The organism is Deinococcus metalli, from assembly GCF_014201805.1.
Classification (GTDB): domain Bacteria; phylum Deinococcota; class Deinococci; order Deinococcales; family Deinococcaceae; genus Deinococcus; species Deinococcus metalli.
The window spans coordinates 376,858-390,469 of sequence record NZ_JACHFK010000003.1; the positions used below are offsets into that span (position 1 = coordinate 376,858).

The 13,612-nt window shown below is 70.6% G+C and carries 17 protein-coding genes; 13 read left to right on the top strand and 4 right to left on the bottom strand.

Going from position 1 to position 13,612, the window contains the following annotated elements:
• Positions 1–166: 166 nt before the first annotated feature.
• The 4 genes from HNQ07_RS08860 to HNQ07_RS08875 all read left to right on the top strand — a co-directional run bounded on the left by HNQ07_RS08860 (position 167) and on the right by HNQ07_RS08875 (position 2,597).
• Complete coding sequence (locus tag HNQ07_RS08860; protein ID WP_184110797.1) at positions 167–1,051, top strand: DUF4097 family beta strand repeat-containing protein; 885 nt, start codon at positions 167–169, stop codon at positions 1,049–1,051.
• Positions 1,052–1,107: 56 nt separating this feature from the next.
• Complete coding sequence (locus HNQ07_RS08865) at positions 1,108–1,407, top strand: hypothetical protein (RefSeq protein ID WP_184110799.1); 300 nt, start codon at positions 1,108–1,110, stop codon at positions 1,405–1,407.
• Positions 1,408–1,456: 49 nt separating this feature from the next.
• Positions 1,457–2,155: an SHOCT-like domain-containing protein gene (locus HNQ07_RS08870; RefSeq protein WP_184110801.1), complete on the top strand. Its 699-nt coding sequence runs from the start codon at positions 1,457–1,459 to the stop codon at positions 2,153–2,155.
• A gap of 88 nt (positions 2,156–2,243) precedes the next feature.
• Positions 2,244–2,597 (top strand): DUF2089 domain-containing protein, encoded by a 354-nt coding sequence (locus HNQ07_RS08875; protein WP_184110803.1) that lies wholly within the window; start codon positions 2,244–2,246, stop codon positions 2,595–2,597.
• 13 nt (positions 2,598–2,610) lie between these two features.
• Here the strand turns inward: HNQ07_RS08875 and HNQ07_RS08880 are convergent, their stop codons facing one another.
• The 3 genes from HNQ07_RS08880 to HNQ07_RS08890 all read right to left on the bottom strand — a co-directional run bounded on the left by HNQ07_RS08880 (position 2,611) and on the right by HNQ07_RS08890 (position 4,329).
• Positions 2,611–2,970, bottom strand: a complete 360-nt coding sequence (locus HNQ07_RS08880; protein ID WP_184110805.1) for a tRNA-binding protein — start codon at positions 2,968–2,970, stop codon at positions 2,611–2,613.
• An 88-nt stretch (positions 2,971–3,058) separates the two neighbouring features.
• Positions 3,059–3,571 carry a GNAT family N-acetyltransferase gene (locus HNQ07_RS08885; protein ID WP_184110807.1) on the bottom strand — a complete coding sequence of 171 codons (513 nt, stop codon included), beginning with the start codon at positions 3,569–3,571 and terminating at the stop codon, positions 3,059–3,061.
• 62 nt (positions 3,572–3,633) lie between these two features.
• A complete protein-coding gene (locus HNQ07_RS08890; protein WP_184110809.1) occupies positions 3,634–4,329 on the bottom strand; it encodes a Crp/Fnr family transcriptional regulator in 696 nt (231 codons plus the stop codon).
• A 245-nt stretch (positions 4,330–4,574) separates the two neighbouring features.
• On the opposite strand from HNQ07_RS08890, the gene HNQ07_RS08895 reads away from it, so the two are divergent.
• The 5 genes from HNQ07_RS08895 to HNQ07_RS08915 all read left to right on the top strand — a co-directional run bounded on the left by HNQ07_RS08895 (position 4,575) and on the right by HNQ07_RS08915 (position 8,835).
• Complete coding sequence (locus HNQ07_RS08895; protein ID WP_184110811.1) at positions 4,575–6,410, top strand: acyl-CoA dehydrogenase C-terminal domain-containing protein; 1,836 nt, start codon at positions 4,575–4,577, stop codon at positions 6,408–6,410.
• Between the two features lie 68 nt (positions 6,411–6,478).
• On the top strand, positions 6,479–6,964 hold the full coding sequence (locus tag HNQ07_RS08900; protein ID WP_184110813.1) for a mycothiol transferase: 486 nt from the start codon (positions 6,479–6,481) through the stop codon (positions 6,962–6,964).
• 41 nt (positions 6,965–7,005) lie between these two features.
• Positions 7,006–7,758: a hypothetical protein gene (locus HNQ07_RS08905; protein WP_184110816.1), complete on the top strand. Its 753-nt coding sequence runs from the start codon at positions 7,006–7,008 to the stop codon at positions 7,756–7,758.
• Positions 7,755–7,937 carry a hypothetical protein gene (locus tag HNQ07_RS08910; protein WP_184110818.1) on the top strand — a complete coding sequence of 61 codons (183 nt, stop codon included), beginning with the start codon at positions 7,755–7,757 and terminating at the stop codon, positions 7,935–7,937. Before HNQ07_RS08905 ends, HNQ07_RS08910 begins: the two co-directional genes overlap by 4 nt.
• 19 nt (positions 7,938–7,956) lie before the next feature.
• Entirely contained in the window at positions 7,957–8,835 is an 879-nt protein-coding gene (locus tag HNQ07_RS08915; protein WP_184110820.1) for a TAXI family TRAP transporter solute-binding subunit, read from the top strand.
• A 40-nt stretch (positions 8,836–8,875) separates the two neighbouring features.
• Here HNQ07_RS08915 and HNQ07_RS08920 read toward each other — a convergent pair whose 3' ends face one another.
• The gene (locus tag HNQ07_RS08920) at positions 8,876–9,544 is read right to left on the bottom strand and encodes a winged helix-turn-helix domain-containing protein (protein ID WP_184110822.1); all 669 of its coding nucleotides are present in this window, start codon (positions 9,542–9,544) and stop codon (positions 8,876–8,878) included.
• A 105-nt stretch (positions 9,545–9,649) separates the two neighbouring features.
• Between HNQ07_RS08920 and HNQ07_RS08925 the strand changes: the two genes are divergently transcribed.
• The 4 genes from HNQ07_RS08925 (at position 9,650) to HNQ07_RS08940 (ending at position 13,585) form a co-directional block, all read left to right on the top strand.
• A complete protein-coding gene (locus tag HNQ07_RS08925) occupies positions 9,650–10,444 on the top strand; it encodes a peptidoglycan-binding domain-containing protein (protein WP_184110824.1) in 795 nt (264 codons plus the stop codon).
• Positions 10,445–10,624: 180 nt separating this feature from the next.
• Positions 10,625–12,424 carry an N-acetylmuramoyl-L-alanine amidase family protein gene (locus HNQ07_RS08930; protein ID WP_184110826.1) on the top strand — a complete coding sequence of 600 codons (1,800 nt, stop codon included), beginning with the start codon at positions 10,625–10,627 and terminating at the stop codon, positions 12,422–12,424.
• Between the two features lies 1 nt (position 12,425).
• Complete coding sequence (locus HNQ07_RS08935) at positions 12,426–12,776, top strand: MGMT family protein (protein WP_184110828.1); 351 nt, start codon at positions 12,426–12,428, stop codon at positions 12,774–12,776.
• Positions 12,777–12,871: 95 nt separating this feature from the next.
• The gene (locus tag HNQ07_RS08940) at positions 12,872–13,585 is read left to right on the top strand and encodes a c-type cytochrome (protein WP_184110830.1); all 714 of its coding nucleotides are present in this window, start codon (positions 12,872–12,874) and stop codon (positions 13,583–13,585) included.
• Positions 13,586–13,612 lie beyond the last annotated feature (27 nt).

The window sequence follows — 13,612 nt, forward strand, 5'->3', positions numbered from 1 at the left end:
CTGGCGCGTGCGTGTAAACCTAAACCTTCCAATCTGTCTGATGAACCTGCCTGCCGAGGAGCTGAACGGCTGCGACGTCTCAGATCAGCCCACAATCTGCCGGGGTATGGAAAGTTGAGATTGACAATCTAGAAGATCTGTGTTTCTATTGTGTCAGGAGGAGCACATGAGTGACAGCACCCAACCCGAGGAATTCCGTGCTCAGGTCGAACGTCTGGTGGCCGAAGGCAAACTCACCGCCGAGGAAGCGCAGGGCCTGCTGGGCAGCGACGACACCGCCCGGCCCGAGGGCGCCGGCGCCCTGCAACTGCGCGAACTGCCGGACGGCACCGACCCCGGCGACGTTCCCCCGGACCTGCTTCTGCACGTGACCGGCTACACCCTGCAGGTCGTGACCGACGGCAGCCTCGGCGCGCCGCAGCTCCACGCCAACGAAGACGGCCGCCTGGTGCTGGAGGCCACGCCGCAGGGCTGGCGCGTCGCGCGGCAGCGCGGCCAGCAGCACAGCGGCTGGAACGGCGTCAAGGCGATCCTCAGCGTGCCCTTCGCGCCCCGCCACGTGAGGGCCGAGGTCAGCGGCGGCAACCTGACCCTGCCGGACCTGGGCGGCGAGATGCTGGCCGACGTGAACGGCGGCAATGTCCGCATGGGCCGCGCCGCCAGCCTGAAGGCCGACGTGAACGGCGGGAACCTGACCGCTGCCGATATGGGCGGCCCCACCCACCTGAACGTGAACGGCGGCAACCTCAGCCTGACCGGCGCGCACGCCCTGAACGCCAGCGTGAACGGCGGCAACCTCAAGTGGGCCGGCGTGCTCAGCGGCGGCGACCACCGCGTGGAAGTCAACGCCGGGAACGCCACCCTGCACCTGATGGAGGGCAGCTCGCTGCGCGTGGACGCCGACGTGACCGTCGGGGCCTTCAAGGCCGACTTCCCCACCCAGAAGAGCGGCTCGTTCGTGACCACCCGCCACAGCGGCCAGCTCGGCAGCGGCGACGCGCACCTCAGCTGCAGGGTCGCGGCCGGCCAGGTCCGGCTCCAGACCGCGTAGCGCTGTTTCCGTCCGGCACCCGGCATTCCCGCTCCTCATCCCGCCCTGGAGGCCCCATGATGACCACTCCCCACCCCACCGGCCCATCTGTCACCAGCTGGCGTGTGCGGCGCCGGTTGCCGGACACCGCCCTGCGCCCCATCGCCAGCGTGCGCTCTGCGCCGCCCACCCTGTGGCAGCGCGTGAGGGCGGCGCTGTGGACGACCCCCACGCTGGAGCAGCTGTACGCCCGCCAGCGGCGCCACGCCGACCCCGACGCCACCCGCCCGGTGATGACCGTGGGCGGCCACCTGGCCCTTCCGTCCGTCCCGGACCTGACCCGGCCCACCCGCCGCGTTCAGGCCGACCTGCCCTGACCCGATCTGTCCTGGGCGGCAGCCGCCGCTCACACACGAAAGAGGCCCTATGAAAGAGAAAGTCAAACGGATTCTCGACCTGGTGCGCGGCGGGAAACTCACCCTGGAGGACGCCGCGCCGCTGCTCGCCGCCCTGAGTTCCCGGCTCGCGCTGACCGACAGTGACCGCGAACTCGTCGCCTCGCTGCTTGCCCGCGAGGAACTGGACACCGGTCAGGTCGCCGAGCACCTGCTGCTGCTGCGCGGCCTGAGGGACAGCATGCCCAGCCCGCCCCCGCCGCCCCAGCCGCCGCGCCGTCCCCAGGTCGTGATCGGGGGCTCCCGCGTGCGCGGGCTGGACGACCTGGGAGATCGGCTGGCCGCACGGATCGAGCAGGTGGCCGCGCAGTTCGCCGGCCGCGCCGAACGCTTCGGAGAGGACGTGGAGGCCCATATGGACCGCTTTGCAGACGAACTCGAACGCGCTGTGGAAGGGTCGGCGCCCCGCTCGGGCGGCCGCGGCCCCTCGGCCCGCATCCTGCGCATCCAGGTCGAATCCCAGCACGGCGACGAGTACAGCGCCAACATCCCCGTGAGCCTCGCCGGGCACCTCGACCGCCTGATTCCCCCGCACGGCCAGGCCGCGCTGGAGAGCGCCGGCTTCACCCTGGATGCCCTGCGGCTGCTGATCGAGGCCAGCCCCGGCCCCGGCCCCCTGATCGACGCCGAGGACCAGCACGGCAACGAAGTGCACATCTCCCTCAAATGACGCACAGAGCAGGGCGCAGAGGGCGGAGGAGAGGCATCCATGGTGCCCTCTGCCCTCTGCCCTCTGCCTTGTGCATAGAGTGACCCGTATGCGCCCCCTGCCCCTGCCCTTTCCGGACGAGACCGAATCGCCCCTGGTGACGGAACTGCGCTTTCCGACGAGCGGCGTCACCGTGCGCGGCGTCTTCGAACTGAACGAATTCGCGGTGCTCACGCCGGACAACCTGGAGTTCCTGCGGCTGTACATCCGCGTGCGCGGCAACCTCAAGGAGGTCGAGCGCGTGCTGGGCGTCAGCTACCCCACGGTGCGCGCCCGCTTCGACACGCTGCTGCGCGCCATCGGCTACGAGCCCGAACTCGCCGATCCGCACGCCGAGGTGCTGAGCAGCCTGGAGCGCGGCGAGATCACGCCCGAGGAAGCCGCCCGCAAGCTGCGGCGCTGACCGGTCGGCATCTTCAGAAGACCTTGCTGCCGATCTTCGCCTCTGCCGCCGGGGTCAGGAACGTTGCCTCGCCACTCGGCGCGCCGGGAAGCTGCACGCCCAGCACCAGCACCTCGGACGCCTCGCCACCGATCTCGCGCGGTTCGAAGTTCAGCACGCCCACGACCTGCCTGCCCAGGAGTTCCGTCGCCGCGTGCCCGGTGAAGCGGCCGATGCTGACGCGCCGCCCGAACTTCCCGAAGTCGATGGTCAGCCGGTACGACGCCTTCGGTGCCCCCACTGCCGGCTGCACGTCCACGACCCGGCCCACGCGGATGTCCAGTCGGCCCAGGGTCTCGTCGAAGCCCACGGTGTCCTTCACTTCGGTCGCCATGCGGCATGCTGTCACGCGTCCGGGTGGCGGCGTCACAGCAGAATTCAGAGGCATCCTTTGTGCCCCTCGACGGCACTGAAATCCGCTGTCAGACCAGGATGCCCAGGTCGTCCCAGACCATCCGGATCTCGGTGAGCGGACCGTCGGTCTTCGAGCCGGCCTCGCGTGCGCCCTGCCGGACGTACCACGCCCGCGTGGGGTTGGCGTCCAGCACCCACAGGGCGAGGGTGCGTGCCCCGGCGTTCCGCGCGGTCCCCGCGGCGGCCCGCAGCAGCGCCCGGCCGGTGCCGTGGCCGTGCGCGGCCCGCAGGGTGTACAGCGCGCCCAGTTCGGCGTCGTAGCCGGGATGGTCGCGGGGCGGCCCGACCGCTGCGAAGCCCACCACGGCGTCCTCCGTCGCCGCCACCACGACGGCCGTGGGACCGCGTTCCAGCACCTCGGTCCACATCGCCGTGCGCCGTGCCCGCATGTCGTCGCCGGTCATGCGGGCCAGGATGTCGGCGGGCATCAGGCCGGTGTAGGTCTCACGCCAGCTCGTGACGTGCACATGGGCGATCCCCAGAGCGTCGTCCAGCGTGGCGGGGCGGATCGTGACCGGCATGTGGGCAGCATAGAAAACGGCGCGGACCTTCGCCTGCGCCGTTCGGCCTGGGGTGGGTCCGCTCAGTTCCCCTCGTCGATGTAGCGGCGCAGGGCGTCCATCCGCACCACGATGGGCGTGCGGGCGCGGACGATGGCGCCGTCCTGCTTGAGCTTGCCCAGCGAGTGGCTGACGGTCTCGCGGGTCGCGCCGACCATCCGTGCGATGTCCTCCTGGTTGAGCTTGAGGTTGAGTTCCACGCCCTGGTTGTGGGGCCGCCCGAACTCGCGCGCCAGCCGGTAGAGCAGGCTGGCGACGCGTTCGGGGGCCGAATACGCGTTGACGGTGGCCGTCCACGCCTGCGCCTCGAAGAAGCGCGCGGCCATCAGGCGGATGAGCTTCATGGCGAGGTCCGGCTTGGTGTTCAGGAGTTTTTGCAACTCCGCGCGCGGCAACACGATCAGGACGGTGCGTTCGAGGGCTTCGGCCTGGGTGGGCCGGCGCTCCTCGGGTTGCAGCAGCAGCTCGCCGAAGGTGTCGTGCTGGCCGATCACGCCCAGGATGGCTTCCTTGCCGTTGGGGAAGAGCTTGCTGATCTTGACGAGCCCGCTACGCACGAAGTAGAGCGCGTCGGCGGGATCGTCCATACGGTAGATGACCTCGCCGGGCTGGAACGAGCGGTAGGGCGTCGTGGCGGCCACGCGTTCCAGTTCAGCCAGTTCTAGGTCGGCAAACAATTCTGTTCGCTTGAGATGCCAGACCAGGCTTGGATAGTTCATGATCCGTTACAGGATACCTGAAACGGTTCTGCAAGACGCACATTCTGTTGAGCGCCGGACCCTGCATTGATGATACCTCGGTCAGTTGTTATGAGATAGATGAAGGCCGGGGGCAAGCGGGGGGAGTTCGCGTGGAATCAAAACGCGTGACTTTTGCGCTCCAGAGTTTTATACTCGGTCTAAATAGCAGTGCCGGGACGCCACCGCCAGGGTGGAGCGTGCCCATCCAAGGAGGAGCGATAGCCATGCCCACGTACAAGGCCCCCCTGCGCGACATGAACTTCGTCATGACCGAAGTGCTCGGCGCCCCCCAGCAGCTCCAGCAGATGCCCTACTACGCGGACAACGACACCGCCGACGGCGACCTGATGCAGCAGGTGCTCGTCGAGGCCGCCCGCTTCGTGGAGGGCGAACTCGTGGCCCTCAACCGCGTGGGTGACCAGGAAGGCTGCGTCCGGCACGACGACGGCGAGGTCACCACGCCCACCGGCTTCAAGGCCGCGTACCAGAAGTACCGCGCCGCCGGCTGGACCGCCCTGGACGCCGATCCCGCGTACGGCGGGCAGGGCATGCCGCACCTCGTGAGCAACGCGCTGGTCGAGATGCTCAACTCCGCGAACGTCGCGTGGGGCATGTACCCCGGCTTGAGCCACGGCGCGTACACCGCCCTGCACGCGGTCGGCAGCCAGGAACTCAAGGACCTGTACCTGCCCAAACTCGTCAGCGGCGAGTGGACCGGCACCATGTGCTTGACCGAACCGCACGCCGGCACCGACCTGGGCATCATCCGCACCAAGGCGGCGGACAACGGCGACGGCAGCTACGCCATCACCGGCACCAAGATCTTCATCTCGGCCGGCGAACACGACCTGGCCGACAACATCCTGCACCTCGTCCTGGCGCGCCTGGAGGGCAGCCCGCAGGGCACCAAGGGCATCTCGCTGTTCCTGGTGCCCAAGTACCTGCCCACCGCCGACGGCAAGCCCGGCGAGCGCAACGGCGTGGTGTGCGGCAGCCTGGAGCACAAGATGGGCATCCACGGCAACGCCACCGCCGTCCTGAACTTCGATCAGGCCCGGGGCTGGCTCGTCGGCGAGATCAACAAGGGCATGAACCACATGTTCATCATGATGAACGCCGCCCGCCTGGGCACCGGCCTGCAGGGCCTGGGTCTGGGTGAGGTCGCGTACCAGAACGCCCTGACCTACGCCAAGGACCGCCTCCAGATGCGCCACGAGCCGCGCGTGAACCCCGGCGAGAACGCCGACCCCATCCTCGTTCACCCGGACGTGCGCCGCATGCTGCTGACCGGCAAGGCCTACACCGAGGCCGGGCGTGCCCTGGCGATGTGGCTGGCCCTGAGCATCGACACCGAGCACCACCACCCGGACGACGCCAAGCGCCAGGAAGCTGCGGATCTGGTGGCCCTGCTCACGCCCATCGCCAAGGCGTTCATGACCGACAACGGCTTTGACATCGCGGTGCAGAGCCAGCAGGTGTACGGCGGCCACGGCTTCATTCAGGAATGGGGCATGGAGCAGTTCGTCCGCGACGCCCGCATCGGCCAGATCTACGAGGGCACCAACGGCATCCAGGCGCTCGACCTGCTGGGCCGCAAGGTGCTCCTCGACGGCGGCAAGAAGCTCCAGAAGCTCGCCGCCACCCTCCAGGAATTCGTCGAGGAACACGAGGGCGACGAGCACATCGGCGCGTACGCTGACCAGCTCGGCAAGGCCGCGCAGCAGCTCGGCAGCCTAACGATGGTCATCGGCCAGAAGGCCATGCAGGACGGCGGCCAGGACGAGGTGAACGCCGCCGCCGTGGACTACCTGCGCTACTTCGGGCACGTCGTGTACGGCTACCTGTGGGCGCGTATGGCCAAGATCGCCCAGGACAACATCGACGCCGGCAAGGACCGGGACGGCTTCTACCTGAGCAAGGTGCAGACCGCGAAGTTCTACTTCGCCAAGCTGTTCCCCGAGACCAAGGCGCTCGCCGCCACCATCAAGGCCGGCAACGAGAGCCTCGCCGTGGACGACCGCGCCGTCTTCGGCTGGGAACACGGCCTCGTGAACGCGTAACCGCGCACGGCCGAGCCGCGCCCCCGCCCCCGTGGGTGGGGGCGTACTCTTGTGCCACAGGAGACCCGATGCTGCCCGATGACCTCAAGACCCTGCTGCTGCGTGACCTCGCCAGCGTCCAGCGAGAACTCGACCTCTATCCGGACGACGCGGCGGTGTGGCAGGAGGTGCCCAGCCTGCCCAATTCGGCGGGCACGCTGGCCCTGCACCTCGCGGGCGGCACCCGGCACTTCTTCGGTACCGTGATGGCCGGCAGCGACTACGTGCGCCAGCGGGACGCGGAGTTCAGTCGGCGCGGCGTGGCCCGCAGCGAACTCGCCGCAGACCTCGCGGCGGCCATGGAGAGCGTGCGGGCCGCCTTCGAGCGCCTGAACTCCGACGATCTGGACCGGCCGTTCCCGGTGGTGCTGGGCGACGGGCCGCTCTCGACCCGGCTGACCCTCCTGCACCTCGTGACGCACCTGGCGTACCACCTGGGCCAGATCGACTCCCACCGGCGCGTGGTGACGGGCAGCGCCGTGTCGGCCGGCACGCTGCTTCCGCCCCGGCCGTGATGCCCGGCAACCCCCACGCCCTGTGCGGCGTATAAGAGGGTATGACCAAGCCGGTGAAAACGGAGACCGTGATCACGACCCAGCCCGGGGGCGACCTCGCGCCGCGCCGGGTGTCCGGGGGGCACATCGCGCTGGCGACCGGTGGCAGCCTGCTGGGGCTGGTGGTGCTGGCGGGCGCCGCCGTGGCGCTGTTCCACGTGGCCATGACCACCGTAACCATCGCGGCCTTCGGGGTGGCGGCGCTGGCTGTGATCTTCCTGATGCCGGCGCTGATCCAGGCCCTGAACGCCTCGCGGGTGCGGGCCAAGGAGGCGGTGGCGCGCGCCATGCCGCTCGAGACCCTGATCGTGCAGCGCAAGCAGTTCGAGAACCTGATCACCGCCAAGGCCCAGCAGCTTCAGGAGGCCAACGGGCACCTCGCAGACTTCCGCCGGCTGATCGACGCGAACCGCAAGGACATGGAGGAGGCCGACGTGGCCCGCTGGGAGCAGGACCTGCAGGTCAGCAAGGACGCCTTCGCCCGCGCGCAGACGCACCTAGCCGACCTGCGGGCTGACCTGACCGAGTTCGACCGGCAGATCCAGAAAGCGCGCATCGACACGCAGCTCGCGCAGGCGAAGGGCAACGTCGCCTCGGCGCTGCAGCAGGCCAACCTGAGCGCTGAGGACCGCCACGTGACGGAAAGCGCCCTCTCCGAGATCGCGCGCCGGGCCGGACGCAACGCCGAACTGCTTGACCAGGCGCTCACCGCCGGGCAGGACAGCAGCCGCGCCGGGCGCGGGGGCACGCCTTGAACCGTTCGCGGCTGCTCGGAACGGTCCTGTTTGTGGTGCTGCTGGCCTGCGTGGCCGTGATCGTCCTCGACCAGATGGGCCTGTTCAGCGGCGCGCAGAGTGCGGGGACGCCTTCCCCCACACCCAGCGCGCCGGCAGGCACCCCGACCAACGGCAACGGCTACGGCGACCTGAAATGACCCCGCCCGGAGGAACTGCGTGAAACCACTCGCCCTGACCCTTGCCCTGAGCCTCACCGCCGCGCAGGCCGCGCCGGCCACCTTCCTGAATGTCGCGACCGGCAGTTCCACCGGCACGTACTCGGCCATGTTCAAGAACATCGGCGTGCAGTGCACGCAGAGCGCGTACCTCAAGGAGCGCGGCACCAGCGGCAGCCTGGAGAACATCGACCTGCTGCTGAGCAACCAGGTCTCGCTGGCCTTCGTGCAGAGTGACGTCCTGAAGGCCAAACAGCAGATCGACCAGGACGCGCGGGTGGAGAACATCAAGGCGCTGCTGCCGCTGCACAACGAGGAAGTCCACCTGTTCGCCAAGCCGGCGGTGGTGAAGAAGAACATCTTCGGCAAGACCACCACGACCGGCGTGACCACCTTCGCCGACCTCAAGAACAAGAAAGTCGCTGCGTGGGGCGGCAGCCTGATCACCGCCAAGGTGCTGAGCGCCAAGCTGGGCGTGCCCTACACCATCCTGAGCGTGAAAGACCGCGACGCCGCCTTCAACGCCCTGAACGGCGGGCAGGTGGACGCCGTGCTGGCCGTGGTGGGGCAGCCGGCGTCGTGGGTCAAGGACCTGAACGGCGTGAACCTGGTGCCCATTGCGTACACGGCGGCGCTGAGCGGCCTGTACTCCAGCGCGAAACTGCTGTACGAGAACATGGGCGCCGACGCCGTGCCCACCGTGGCCGTGCAGAGCGTCCTGGTGACGCGCGACTTCAAGACGCCGGACAAGAAGAAGATCCTGCTCGACTACCAGAAGTGCGCCCTGACCCACCTCGTGAACCTGCAGGAGGACGAGGGCATGCACCCCAAGTGGCAGGAAGTGACCTTCAAGACCTGGCCGTGGCCGCAGTACAAGTGAACGCCGCGCGCTAACCGCGTGGCGCAGGGGAAAGGGTGGGTCAGTCGGCGCCCAGGAAGCTGCTGGTCCGGCGCGCGATGTGGCCGGTCAACGTGCCCTCGTCCAGCGCGCCGCGGTACGCCAGCACGGCGACCGTGCACACCGCCGCGTCGCCGGACCGGGACTCGCGCGCCGCCTCGTCGAGGAGCGCGCTGATCGCCCGCACCAGCGACCGGTAGCGCGCGGGGCTCACGCGCACGGTCAGGGCATCAAGGTGGGCGGGATGCGTCTGGACCGGTGGGGAGACCGGGGCGGGCAGGGGCGGGCCGACCTCGGGGGCCTCTATGAACGCCACCACGCGTTTCTCGTCCGTGCCGGCTGTTGCGACGGCGTGCTCGTAGGCCCGCCGGAACTGCGTGGTCAGGGCGCCGAGGTCCGCCAGTTCCCCGCCCTGTGTGTCGGTGGGCGGCATGACATCCCACGGCACGCGGAATTCGTGCGCGGTGAGCTGGTAGTACACCCGGCGGCCCTCGCGGCGCTGTTCGCGCAGCAGGCCCAACGCCGCGAGGCGCCGCGCATGGTGGTGGGCCAGATTCGCGGCCATACCGGCCCGCACGGCGACATCACTGGGCGACTGCGGCCGAATGAACAGCGTCAGGAAGTCGTGGTGCTGGCGCAGGGCGCGGGCAGCGCCGGGATCGGTAACGCGCAGGCTGGCGATGCTGGTCATGCCTGAAGTCTGGCGGCCCCGCGTTCAGTCCGCGACAGCCCAGACTGAAAGTCACGCAGGGACGGGACTCAGCCATCGTCAGGCGGCGCGTGCTACCACTACGGCATGCGTCGCCGCGCCCCCCTGCTGTGTGCCGTGCTGACCTGTACCGGCGCGGTGCGGGCGGCGCCGGCCGGGCCGGACGTCGAGCGGATCGCCCTGCGGGCCGCGCAGGCGCTGGACGGCGTGCTGCGGAGCTGCCCGGCTGCCTTCGCGAAGGTCGGCACCGAGGCCAAGGCCTGTGTCGGGGCGAGCGGCACGGTGGAGCAGGTGCGCGTCACGCTGGGCGCGGCGTTCTCCGGCGACCTGTACGGCGTGTGGCGCAGCCGCGACGGGCAGGTCAGCGTGTTCAACTGGGTGTCCACGGCGGCCGGGCACGTCTACCTGCGCGTGCAGCCAGACCCGGAAGGCCGCGCCCAGACCCTGGTGTACGTGGACGTGCCGCCGGACGGCCCCGTGGGTGGCGCCGCCACCCAGATCGGCAGCGTGACCCTCACGCCGCCCCCGGCCGAGCCGGTCTCCACGCTATCCGCAGCGGCGACCGGCTCGGCCACCGCCGCGACCCCGCCCGCCGCGGTGGACCGGGGAGCGGCGCCCGTGCCGTTCCGGCGCACCCTGAGCGTGGGCACGCCCCGCATGAACGGCGCCGACGTGCTGGCGGTGCAAAACCGCTTGATCAGCCTCATGCGTCCGGCGCGGCCCGGGCGGGGCGACGGGTGGTTCGGGCCGGTGACGGCCGCCGCGGTGCGCGCGTTCCAGGGAGCCAACGGCCTGCCCGTGACGGGCACGGTGGACCGCGCCACGTGGGACTCGCTGTTCTCGCCGGGCGCGCGTCCGTACGCCGCTCCAGTCACGCCCTGACGCGTCCGCCAAGCCCTGCTGCGGCTGCCGGGCCGGGGTGTGACAGCGCTGTAGGGGCACGGCTGCTATGAGTGGGTCATGTCAGTTTCGTTGCGTGTGGGCGTTTCCTCCGTCCTGGCCGCGGGAACTGTGAGGGCGGCCGGTCGCTTCTCACGTGCTGGCCGGCAAGAATGGAGCGTCATGAAGGGAACAGCCATCATGCTCTCATCCGCGCTTCTGCTCGTGGGCATGGCGGCGGCCCAGTCGGCCGTGCCCGCGCCGGGGAGCACGCCCGCCGCGTCTCCCCCCCTGAACCTCACCGGCGTGCAGAACGCCACCTTTGGCCAGCCGCGCTTCAGCAGCGCCGGCAGCGTCACGCGCGTCGTCTTCGACCTCCAGACCGGCGTGACCTACACCCTCACGCCCACCTTCACCGGCCTGCGGGTGGACGTGCAGGGCGCGCGCGTGCTGCCGTCCGTGGCGTCGCGGGCAGGCAGCAGCGTCAGCGAGTACCGCGCCGGGGGTGGTCAGGTCACACTGATCACCCCCTTTCCCCTGTCCATGACCGAGGGCTGGCGTGCCAGCGAGGCCACCCTGGCGACCGGCACCCGCGTCCTGATCCTGGAGATCGGCCCGACCCTCAGCGGCGGTCCCAGCGACGCTCTGCAGGGCACGCTGCGCGCCGCCGCGACCACCACGCCCGAGGCCCAGGCTGTGCTGAACGCGCCCCTGACGCCCCCGGCCTCCGCTCCCGTCGCCACCACTGCGGCCACCGGGGCTGCGGCCTCCCCGGCGCCTGCGTCAGCCGCCACTGCGCCGGTCTCCACCGCCACGGCCGCCACGTCCAGCCTGATGGACAGCGCGCCCCCGGGAGACTCGGTCGCGCCCGCACAGATCGGCACGGCCCTGCCGCCGGCCCCGGCCCTGCCCGCCGTGGCCGCCGACCAGCCCAGCGACGTGACCGGGCGGGTGTCCGGGCGGGCTGTGCCCGGCAGCGTGCTCGGCGCGCCCCGGATCGGCAAGAACCCCGGTCAGACGCGCGTGGTGCTGGAACTGCCGCCCGGCGCCGCGTACCGCATCGTGCCGGGCGGCCCGGCCCTGCGCGTGGAACTGAGTGGTGTGGACGCCACGCCGCAGCGCGCGCAGAACGTGAGCCCGGAACTGAGTGCGTGGCAGTACGACCGCACCCTGGCCGGCGTCACCGTGACGCTCCAGACCGCTGCGCCCACGGCGTCGCGCAGCGGGTGGCGTGCCCAGCTGCTCCCGCCCGCCAGCGGCGACCGTTCCCGACTGGTCATCGACCTGTCGCCCGCGCTGGCCGACCTGACGCCTCTGCTGCCCGCACAGCGCGTGATCGCGGCCGTGCCGCCCGTCCCGGCCAGCACCGGACTGGCGATCCTGGCGCTGGTGCCGTCGTACGTCAAGCCGCGTGTGGTGATCGATCCGGGCCACGGCGGGACCGATCCGGGCGCGGTGGGCGCCGTCGTGGAGAAGGACGTCACGCTGGCCGTGGCCCTGCGCGTGCGCGACCTGCTCGCGGGTGCGGGCGTGGAGGTCGTCCTGACGCGCGACACAGACCGCCAGCTGAACGCGGTCAAGGCCACGGACCTCCAGATGCGCGCCGGCATGGGCTCGGCCGGCACGCAGCTGTTCGTGAGCATCCACGTGAACGCCATGGAACCCAGGAACGCCCTGCGCGGCTACGGTGTGGAGACGTGGTGGAACCCCAACCACCCGCGCTCCAGCGCCCTCGCCGGCCTGCTGCAGCGCGACGTGGTGGGCGTGACCGGGGCCTTCGACCAGGGCCTCAAGAACAGCCAGTCGCTGTCGGTGCTGCGCAACAGCCGCATTCCCGCCGCGCTGATCGAGATCGGGTACGCCAGCCACCCGGTGGACGGCCTGAACCTGAAAGACGCCAATTACCTTGACCGGGTCGCCGTGGGGATCGCACAGGGCATCCGCGACGCGCTGGTCACGGGCGTCACGGCCAGCGGCCGCTGACGTGGAGCGCGGTTTTCAGGAGCGTGTCCTGGCGCTGGTGGCCCGTATTCCACAGGGGCGTGTGATGACCTACGGACAACTCGCGCTGCTGGCCGGCACGCCCGGCGCGGCGCGGCAGGCCGGGCAGGTCCTGAACGGCCTGCTGGGGCACACGCCGCTGCCGTGGCACCGCGTGATCAATGCCCAGGGCCGCGTCAGCACCCACAAGATCGGCTTCGGGGACGTGCAGGAGGGCCTGCTGCGCGCCGAGGGCGTGGCCTTCGACGACAGCGGTCGCTGCGACCTGGACGCCCTGCAGTGGTGGCCGGACGACGCGCCGGAGCGTACGCTGCCGCCCGCGCCGCTGCTGTGACGCCCCCCACCGCCGTGACACGCCGCGGAGTGTGGGCAGACGGTCAAGGCCGTGCGGGACACGCTTCCTGACCGGCCCGTCGTATGCTGGGCGGCATGAACAGAACGCCGCACAGCAGATGGATCGCCGGTGATGTGCTGTCCTGGGCGCTCGGGGTCACGCTGGGCGTGATTCTGGGAGTCGCCCTGCTGATCGCCACGCCGCTCGTGATGCGCCGCGCCGCGCCCGCCCCGGCCGCCGGTACGGAGTCGTCCACCACGGGCAGCGCGGCGGGCACGACAGGCACCGCCGCCACGTCCGGCGAGGGGTCCGCGAGCAGCGCCAGCGGGAGTGCAGGCACCGAGGCGTCGGGAGCGGCCGGCTCCGGCAGCGCGGCCGAGGGGAGCATGGGCAGCGGCACCACCGCCTCGGGAGACACGAGCTCGGGAGCGTCGGGCGATATGAACTCGGGCAACATGGCTTCGGGCAGCGCGGCCAGCGGCGGGTCGGAGTCGGCGGTCGCTGGCACCGCCGCGTCGGCGGGAGCGTCGGGCGAGAGTGCTTCCGCGGGCGACGCGAAGGCGGGGGCAACGGTGTTTGCGAGCAACTGCGCGGGCTGCCACGGCGCCGAGGCCAAGGGCGGCGTCGGTCCCAACCTGACCACCGCCGACGGCCCCAAGGCCTGGACCGACGCCCAGATGATCACCGCGCTGCGTGAGGGCAAGACGCCCGAAAAGACCCTGAACACCATCATGCCGCGCTTCACCAGCGAGCAGATCAGCGACAGCGACATCACCAACATCCACGCCTGGATCAAGTCCCTGAACTGAGGGGCCGGTCGCCATGACCCGCCGGGC

Coding starts and splice junctions, on each gene's coding strand:
- HNQ07_RS08895 (WP_184110811.1), top strand. CDS start 4,575: ATGCCCACGTACAAGGCCCCCCTGCGCGACATGAACTTCGTCATGACC.
- HNQ07_RS08920 (WP_184110822.1), bottom strand. CDS start 9,544: ATGACCAGCATCGCCAGCCTGCGCGTTACCGATCCCGGCGCTGCCCGC.
- HNQ07_RS08930 (WP_184110826.1), top strand. CDS start 10,625: ATGAAGGGAACAGCCATCATGCTCTCATCCGCGCTTCTGCTCGTGGGC.
- HNQ07_RS08865 (WP_184110799.1), top strand. CDS start 1,108: ATGATGACCACTCCCCACCCCACCGGCCCATCTGTCACCAGCTGGCGT.
- HNQ07_RS08870 (WP_184110801.1), top strand. CDS start 1,457: ATGAAAGAGAAAGTCAAACGGATTCTCGACCTGGTGCGCGGCGGGAAA.
- HNQ07_RS08925 (WP_184110824.1), top strand. CDS start 9,650: ATGCGTCGCCGCGCCCCCCTGCTGTGTGCCGTGCTGACCTGTACCGGC.
- HNQ07_RS08900 (WP_184110813.1), top strand. CDS start 6,479: ATGCTGCCCGATGACCTCAAGACCCTGCTGCTGCGTGACCTCGCCAGC.
- HNQ07_RS08875 (WP_184110803.1), top strand. CDS start 2,244: ATGCGCCCCCTGCCCCTGCCCTTTCCGGACGAGACCGAATCGCCCCTG.
- HNQ07_RS08880 (WP_184110805.1), bottom strand. CDS start 2,970: ATGGCGACCGAAGTGAAGGACACCGTGGGCTTCGACGAGACCCTGGGC.
- HNQ07_RS08940 (WP_184110830.1), top strand. CDS start 12,872: ATGAACAGAACGCCGCACAGCAGATGGATCGCCGGTGATGTGCTGTCC.
- HNQ07_RS08885 (WP_184110807.1), bottom strand. CDS start 3,571: ATGCCGGTCACGATCCGCCCCGCCACGCTGGACGACGCTCTGGGGATC.
- HNQ07_RS08860 (WP_184110797.1), top strand. CDS start 167: ATGAGTGACAGCACCCAACCCGAGGAATTCCGTGCTCAGGTCGAACGT.
- HNQ07_RS08890 (WP_184110809.1), bottom strand. CDS start 4,329: ATGAACTATCCAAGCCTGGTCTGGCATCTCAAGCGAACAGAATTGTTT.
- HNQ07_RS08905 (WP_184110816.1), top strand. CDS start 7,006: ATGACCAAGCCGGTGAAAACGGAGACCGTGATCACGACCCAGCCCGGG.